Below are 7,461 nucleotides of genomic sequence, written 5' to 3' on the forward strand. Positions count from 1 at the left end.
ACTGGACCGTTGTCCAGGTGTTCTACGCCGACGAGAAGGTCAGCCGGGCGTGGAACGCCGAAGGCACCCAGTACCTCAACGCCGTCGTGCTCAGCCCGCGCGACTGGAACCGCACGCTGGCACCTGGCACCTCGACCGCGATCGGCTTCCAGGGCACCGGCACGACCACCCAACCGGCCACCGGCGGGGCGAAGTGCGTGCCGGAGCCGTACTTGCTGTGAGGCGAGCGCCCGGTGTGCCTTGACAGCACCCCGCGGCGGAGTCGAGCTGCGGATGCGAACTCCTCGACCGCACTCTCATCCGGCACCAACGGCACTCATTCCAGTCCCTGCGCGAGTACGAGCACTTCCACAACACCCACCGACCCCGCCAAGGCATCGCCAACGCCCGACCACTACATCCGCTACCACAAGCGACCACCGACCAAGCAGCCGTCACCCGACTCGACATCTGCCAACGACAGCGACTGGGCGGCATCCTCAACGAGTACAGACATCTCACTTGACCAGAAACGATGACTTTTCGAGCGGCACAGGAAACCGACTCCAACCCAGGCGGGGCTGTTGCGCTGTCACCCAAGACCAACCTTCTGCATAACGCTCCTGCGTTCGGGCGTCACGGGTGCCGAACTCATCGCGCGTGGGCCGAGGATGCAGACCTCGGCCTGAGCCTCGCCCTAGCAGTCGATCAGCGACCGTGCGACTTCATTGCCTGCTTCCGTGTTGGCGATCCAGGCGCGACTGCCCAGCTTGGGCTCCCAGGAAAGGCGCTCAAGGTCATCGAGCACCAACTGCACAACTTCATCAGCCGCGCCCTTCCATGGCGAGAAGCCCTCTGCGGCAAGTTCGCCGATCTGGATCAATCCATCTTCGAGGAGAAAGTGCAGCAGCTCGGCGAAAAATTCTTTCCACGTATGCCCCGCCACCTCTTCCCGTGCCGCCCAGATGAGCTGATCGATTGGAACCCAATCTTCCAGCCCTTCGATCAACACGTCAGCGAAAATACGTCTGTCGATCATGGCAAGTGAACCTTCAATGGCTTTCCGCCGTTACCAGGCTGAATATCTACTGTAGCCCCACCGGAAGCAGACGCCGTCCTCCACTGGATCACGGTGCCATCCTCGAGTCGATATACCTCGGGAATCTTCGGGCCCCGCGCCGGGAGTTGCTCGGCACCGGCAGTCCAGCGCTCGAAGGCATCGCGCATCGTCTGCTCATCAGGCATCTCCCGAACGTGCCCCTGCTTCCCCTTCGGCAGATTGTCGAACTCGGACTTCCATACGCCACAGATTCCATCGCTGTTGTGGACTAGGACCGGCGTTCGCCCCGCCAACACATAGTACGTGTGGACCGACTCGACTGTCAGGTTGTAGGTGCGCGTATCGGCCTCGTAGTGCCGGATGGCGGTGATGGGTGCTCGACCGTTGCCCGGGGTGGCGAGCAGGGTTTGTGTTCCGAGGTCGACGGCATCCGCCCACATGCCGGCTGTCGCGTCGTAGAACGGGTGGTGGGCCGTGGCACGGATGGTTCTCGGGCCGTCCGGGGTTGCCACGGTCACGTCGACGTAGTCCTTGTCGGCATCGGTGACGATGACCGCGAGAACTTCGTGTTGCTCGGTCTCCTCGCTCTCAGGTTCGCTGTTGGCGATCTTGTCGCCGGCCTCGATCCGGTCGATGCGTTCGGTGGAACCGTCGGCCATCAGCACGAGGGTGTCGCCGGTGAAGCTGTTGCACGCCTTGACGACCTTGCCGCCGAGTTTCGCGCCCGTCGGGAGCCAGCCCGCGACGGGCACCATCGCACCGGCCGACATGCCCGCGTTCAGCATGTCCCCTTCGACCAGGTACAAGGCCGCGTTGATGCCGTCGGCGACCTCTCCGAAGCCCGGCACCAGACCCGCCAGGTCGAGCAGCAGATGCGTCCGCTCGCTCGTCGTCATCGGGCTCGGCTCGTCGCACAACGAGTCACCCGAGAACTCGGCGCAGAAGGCCTGCCCGAACTGCGCGGCCACCTCCGCCTTGTTCGGCGCGAACTTCAACTCGGTCCACTGCTGCCGCAGGACCGTCTGCTTGAGCTGCGGCGGCGCGGTCCTGATCTCCTCCGGGATCTCCACCGGGTACGACGGCGCGGACGCGCTGGAAGGGGTGGACGGGGTGGAGCCGCTCCGGTCGTAGCCGAGCCCGTTCTTGCCGTGCTTGCCGCATTCGCCGTCGGGGCACATCCACGTCGCCAGACCGGTCGGGTCGCTGAGCGTCACCGGGTTGTTCTCGGCGTAGGCGTAACCGTTCCACTGCTGTGGGTTGGTTTCGTCGAGGATCGGGTCGACGGCGGTGAAGCGGCCCAGTGTCGGGTCGTATTCGCGGGCACCCAAGTGCACGGTGCCGCCGGGGTCTTGGACGCCGCCGATGAAGCCGTGGCGGTCGGGCCAGGAGGCGGGTAGTGGGCCGCGGGGGACGCCGAAGGGGTCCTGGTAGCGCTTGGTGACGGCGAGGGTGGCGGCGTCGACGGTGGCCAGGGCGGTGCCCTGGTGGTCTTCGACGGTCCAGGTGAGTTTGCCGGCGGTGCGGCGTGCGACGTTGCGGCCGCCGTGGGTGTAGTAGCGGGTGCCGACCGCGGTGGTGGAGCCGGTGGGGACGAACAGTTCGATGTCGCCCATGTAGAGGGTGGTGCCGGCGGTTTCGCGGGAGATGAGTCGTGTGCCGTCGGCGTCGTAGAGGTAGCGCGAGACCTTGCCGGTCGCGGTGTCGGTGTCGGTCTCGACGTGGCCTTCCTGGTCGTGACCGAGGGAGTGGCCGGGTCGGGCGACGGTGCTGCCCGCCTCGTTGTAGCCGTAGGTGGCCACTGTCTCGCCGCCGCCGGGATCCTTGGTGGTGGTGGTGGAGGTGACGGCGTGCGGTCGGGGTTGGCCGGGGTCGGGGTAGGCCAGGTCGGTGACGGTGTCACCGGCGGTGGTGTGCTTGGTCTGCTTCTTGCGGTTGCCGGTGGTGTCGTAGGTCCAGTCGGTCCAGTAGGGGGCCGGGCCGCCGAGTCCGGTCACCGACGGTGTGGTCGTGCAGTTGCCGGAGGTGGGGGTCCAGGCGGCGGTGAGGCGGCGCAGGTAGTCGTAGCCGAAGCACTGGTTGTCGGCGATGGCGGTGGCGGTGTCGTGGACCTCGGTGACGTCGCCGACCTGGTTGTAGGTGTAGGCGCGGTTGGCCATCACCGGGTCGGTGGTGGTGGCGCGGACGGCCATGGTGGAGGTGATGCGGCCGGTGAAGTCGTCGTAGGTGTGGGTGGTGGACAGCTGCTTGGGGTCGTTGACGTCGGCGTAGTCGGTGCGCAGCACCTGGCCGATCGGGTTGTACTTGGTCGAGGACACCAGCTTGGTGCCACCGCTGCCGTTGGCCGCGAAGGACTCGGTGGGGCTGCCCAACGCGTCGTAGTCCCGGAAGATCGTTTCTGCGGGCAGACCACCCACGCCGGGTGAACTGTTCCTGGCGATGGCGCCGCTGAGGGGGTCGTAGGCGATCGGGAAGGAGTAGGAGCCGCCGAGGCCGGTCTCGCTGGTGGGGATGGTCACGGTGGTGCCGGTCGGCCTGCCGGAGGTGTCGTAGCCGTCGACCGCGCGGACGTAGGCCTTGCCGGAGACGAACCGCACCGAGCTGGTCGGCTTGCCCTTGAGCTTGGTGTCGTACACCCACGTCGCCAGCCTCAGGCCCGACGTAGTCGTGTCGAACAGGCCGGTCTTGCGACCGAGATTGTCGTAGGTGTAGGCGAGGGTCTTGGTCCGGGCGTCGGTGGTGGTCAGGATTTGGCCGGCGGCGTCGTAGGTGGTCGTGGTGGTGCCGGCGTCGGGGTCGGTCTGTGAGGTTTTGCGGCCCAGCAGGTCGTATTCGTAGGTCCAGGTGTTGGCCCCGGTGCTGTCCTTGACCGTGTGCAGCTGTCCGGAGCGGTGGTAGGTGTAGCTCGTGGTGTCGGAGAGGTCGGTCGGCGCGGTGTGCGTGCGGTCCTTGAACTGCAACGTCTGGACCTTCTGCCCCAGTCCGTTGCTGACCACCGACGACGCGGTGCCACCCAGCGGCGGGATCGTGGTGACGCGGTCGCCGTCGTAGCTGGTCGTGGTGCGCCACTGCTCGGTGCCGTTGCGCAACGACAACACCGCCGTCGCCCGCCCAGCCGAGTCGTACCGGGTCTCCGTCGTATTCGGCACCGCGTTGTCCTGCACGACCAGCAGCGTCGGTTCGGGTGCCGTGCTGTTCCAGTAGGAGGCGTGGGTCTTCCACGCCCGGCCCTGGGTGTCGTGCAGGGTGTCGGCGACGACCCGGCCGCCTGGGGCGTAGGAGGTGGGGGCCTGGGTCTGCACGGTCCGGCCGAGCCCGTCGATCAGGGTGTAGCTGGTGGCGTACCGGCCGGAGGACAGCAGCCGCTTGGACGCCACCACGCTCGGCGAGCCGGTGTTGACGGTGTACTCGAACCTGGCGTCCGCCGTGGACGGGGAGGCCTTGTTGTGACCGGGTTGCCAGACCGCGGTGATCCGGCCGAGCGGGTCGTAGGTGACGGAGGTCCGCAGCCCCCCTTGGTCGATCTTGTCCGTGACCAGGCCGGAAGCCGGGTCGAACTCCTCCGTCGAGGTGAGCGCGGTCGGCACGTTCGCAATGGTCACCTTGGGTGTGGTGGTGACCACCTTGGTGACCGGGCTGCCGGTGGCCGGGGTGTAGTCCAGGGTGGTGGTCCGGCTCAGCGCGTCGGTGTTGGTCAGCGGCCTGCCGTAGACGGTGTCGTAGGTGGTCTTCGACGACGGCGCCTGGTACACCTCCGCGCCACCGGCGGGCCACTCGGCGAGGGTGTGCACCTCGGTCATGTCGCCGCGGGTCGGCGCCGCCCCGAACGCCTGGCCGTCGTAGAGCGCGCGCACCGACGAGATGACGTTCGCGCTGGACGCCGGGTTGTCGTCGGCGCACGGCCCGGACACGGTCCGCACCGAGTTCGGGAAGCTCAACATCCACGCGCCGGTGTTCTGCGCATAGGTCGTGCGCGCGCACGTCGTCTGGTTCGCGTCATCGGCGTCGCCCTCGATCTGCACCGACGTCACCAGGCCGTGGTCACCATGGGTTTTCGTAGTTCGGGAGGTGCGCCACTTGTTCGACGCCTCCAGCCACACACGTGACCGCGCGGTTGCCGTGGCGGTGTAGAAGGCCTGGACGCCGTGGACGTCGGTCGCCGTCGCGGCCGAGGACCACGGGTCGTTCACCACCGTGCTGATCACCCGGTTGTCCAGGTAGGTTGACGTTTCCCTGGTGACGCCCGCGAACTGCTTGCCGTCCACGATGGTCTCGCCGAGCGAGTCGGTCACCGTCGCGGGTCTGGTGCCGCCTCCGGGCGCGACGTCGCCGTCCATGCCTCGCAGGTACAGCGACTCGGTGGCGGTGCGCGGCCCGGACGGGTCGTCGGGGTTGCCCAGCGTGGTCTTCACCTTGCCGTAGCCGCGCCACTGCGACCACGTCCGGTACTCGGGTTTGGCCAGGAAGTTCTCGTCGTAGTGCCAGGCCGCGCCGTCGAGGTAGTCGTAGTGCGTCCGGGTCTGCTTGCCCAACGTCGTACGACCGTCGGCGTAGACGTCCGTGACGACGTACTTGTTGAACCAGTCCAGCACCGGCTTGTCCGCACCGTTCGGTGTCCAGTACACCGGATAGCAACGGGTCGTGTTCGTGGCCGGATCGGGGGTGCCGTCCTGACAGTCCGCACCGGAGTAGTCGACGGTGGTGACACCGCCGAGCTCGCCGGTGATCGAGGTGATCCGGTAGCGCGACAGGCTGGTGTAGTCCAGCGAGGCGCGGGTGCGGTTGGTCTTCGTGGTGCCGCCGAACGTCGTAGGCGGCAGGGAGGCGGTGCCACCGGCCAGGCCGGTGCGGGTGACGCTCTCCAGCCACAACGGCGGGTTGCCGCCGTCACCGGTGGCCGGGAACGTGTGGTTCAACGACCAGCGGTCCACGTCGAGCCACCCGCTTGCGCCGTTGGCCACCTGGGTGGCGACGGCGGTGAGCTTGCGGCGGGTGAAGAACGACGGCGACACGCTCTTGCACGCGGCACCCGCCGCGCAGATCAGGTCCGCCGGCACGTCGGGCCAGGACTTCGCGGTGGTGTCGTTGAGCTGCGCCGGGTCGCAGGTGACCCCGCCGCCGGGCAGGCAGCGCTCGGCGGTGTCGAACAACACCCGCGTGCCCGGCTGCGCGTAGGCGCCACCGGCGTTGGTGTTGAGCCCGTACTCCATGCGCAGCAGGTATCCGCCCCGCACATAGGACGTCCCCGCCGTGGTGACGTTGAGGTTGCGGCCGTAGGAGTTGGTCTCCGGCTGGTAGTAGTAGGCGCTGATGTTGCCGTGCGGGTCGAGCACGTAGTCCAGGTTCCAGCGCCACGCCTGCGTGCAGGACGAGTCGGCGAACGCGGTCTGGTGGCACGGCTCGTTCGCGTTGTTCCCGAACACCGGCACGGTGAACGTCGACTGCGTCTCAGCCTTGCCCTCCACCCAGCCCGGCAGGTGGTTCAACCCGAAGAAGTACTGCGTGCCGTCGACCGTGGTGATCTTCCAGTACTCGCCGTTGAGCGTGCCGTTGGCCGCACCGTAGAGCCGCTCGACCTTCGAACCGTCCTCCTGACGAGGCCGCCAGCTCTCCACGTTCGGGTTCGCGGTGTCCTTGACCAACCGGTTGCTGCTGCCGCCCAACGCCATGGTCGCGTTGTCGGTGGCCCAGCACTGGTCACCGGTCTTGGTCTGACCGTTGTTGCCGCCCAAGTCCTCGGCGCACGACTTGTAGGACCGCTCGATGAACCCACCCGCCGCCAACGACCAGCCGTCACCCACCCAGGACGCCTGGTTGTTCGTCGCGGACGTGGCCCCGTCCACCGCGCCCGAGGAGTACGCCAACGCCAGACCCGGCGTCGCACCACCCAACGCGGCGGGCAGCTTGAACGGGTAGCTGTAAGCGAAGTCACCCGCCGACCCACCCGCCGACCACGAACCGGTCGGCGACAACGGCGTCGCCGTGTAATCACCCTGACCGCTCTCCCCGCCGGCGGTTGCGGCCAACACCATCGCACTGCTCGGCGAGGCCAACGAGATCTCTCCGGTCAGGTGCTTGTCCACCGTGTTCACGTGCTCGACCGGCGTGGCTCGACGGCAGTCCGCCTTGCCCGGCGTGGACAACACACACTCCGGATACGACACCAACCGCAGCCGCTGCCCGTAATCACCGCCGAAGACAGCCGTGAACGCCGAGTAGTCCAACCGCACCGACAACGGACCCGACACGTCACCCGACACCGGGCTGACCCGGTACACCGGCCCCGCCAGGCCGACCCGCGCCGGGTCGACCGACTCCACCTCGACCCGACCAGACGACCGGCGCGCGACAACCACACCCTCGGGCCCACGCCCCGCGACGCCCCGCCCACGGCCGACCTCCAGCCCGGTGCCGCCGGCTCCGAC

3 protein-coding genes are annotated in these 7,461 nt (G+C 67.7%); 1 reads left to right on the forward strand and 2 read right to left on the reverse strand.

The genetic code is table 11. From position 1 onward, the window contains the following. The coding region (locus tag AB0G02_RS24075; RefSeq protein WP_360797720.1) for a cellulose binding domain-containing protein at positions 1–221 on the forward strand (221 nt) is incomplete at its 5' end. Between the two features lie 455 nt (positions 222–676). On the opposite strand, the gene AB0G02_RS24080 is transcribed toward AB0G02_RS24075, so the two are convergent. Together AB0G02_RS24080 and AB0G02_RS24085 are read right to left on the reverse strand one after the other, a co-directional pair. After that, entirely contained in the window at positions 677–1,018 is a 342-nt protein-coding gene (locus AB0G02_RS24080; RefSeq protein ID WP_360797721.1) for a hypothetical protein, read from the reverse strand. Next, a complete protein-coding gene (locus AB0G02_RS24085; protein ID WP_360797722.1) occupies positions 1,015–7,356 on the reverse strand; it encodes an RHS repeat-associated core domain-containing protein in 6,342 nt (2,113 codons plus the stop codon). Before AB0G02_RS24085 ends, AB0G02_RS24080 begins: the two co-directional genes overlap by 4 nt. Between the last annotated feature and the right edge of the window lie 105 nt (positions 7,357–7,461).

It is taken from the genome of Actinosynnema sp. NPDC023658 (assembly GCF_040639995.1).
In the GTDB taxonomy this organism is placed as follows: domain Bacteria; phylum Actinomycetota; class Actinomycetes; order Mycobacteriales; family Pseudonocardiaceae; genus Actinosynnema.

What these genes read in the sequence shown, in the direction of transcription:
- AB0G02_RS24080 (WP_360797721.1), bottom strand. Translation starts at nt 1,018, where the DNA reads ATGATCGACAGACGTATTTTCGCTGACGTGTTGATCGAAGGGCTGGAA.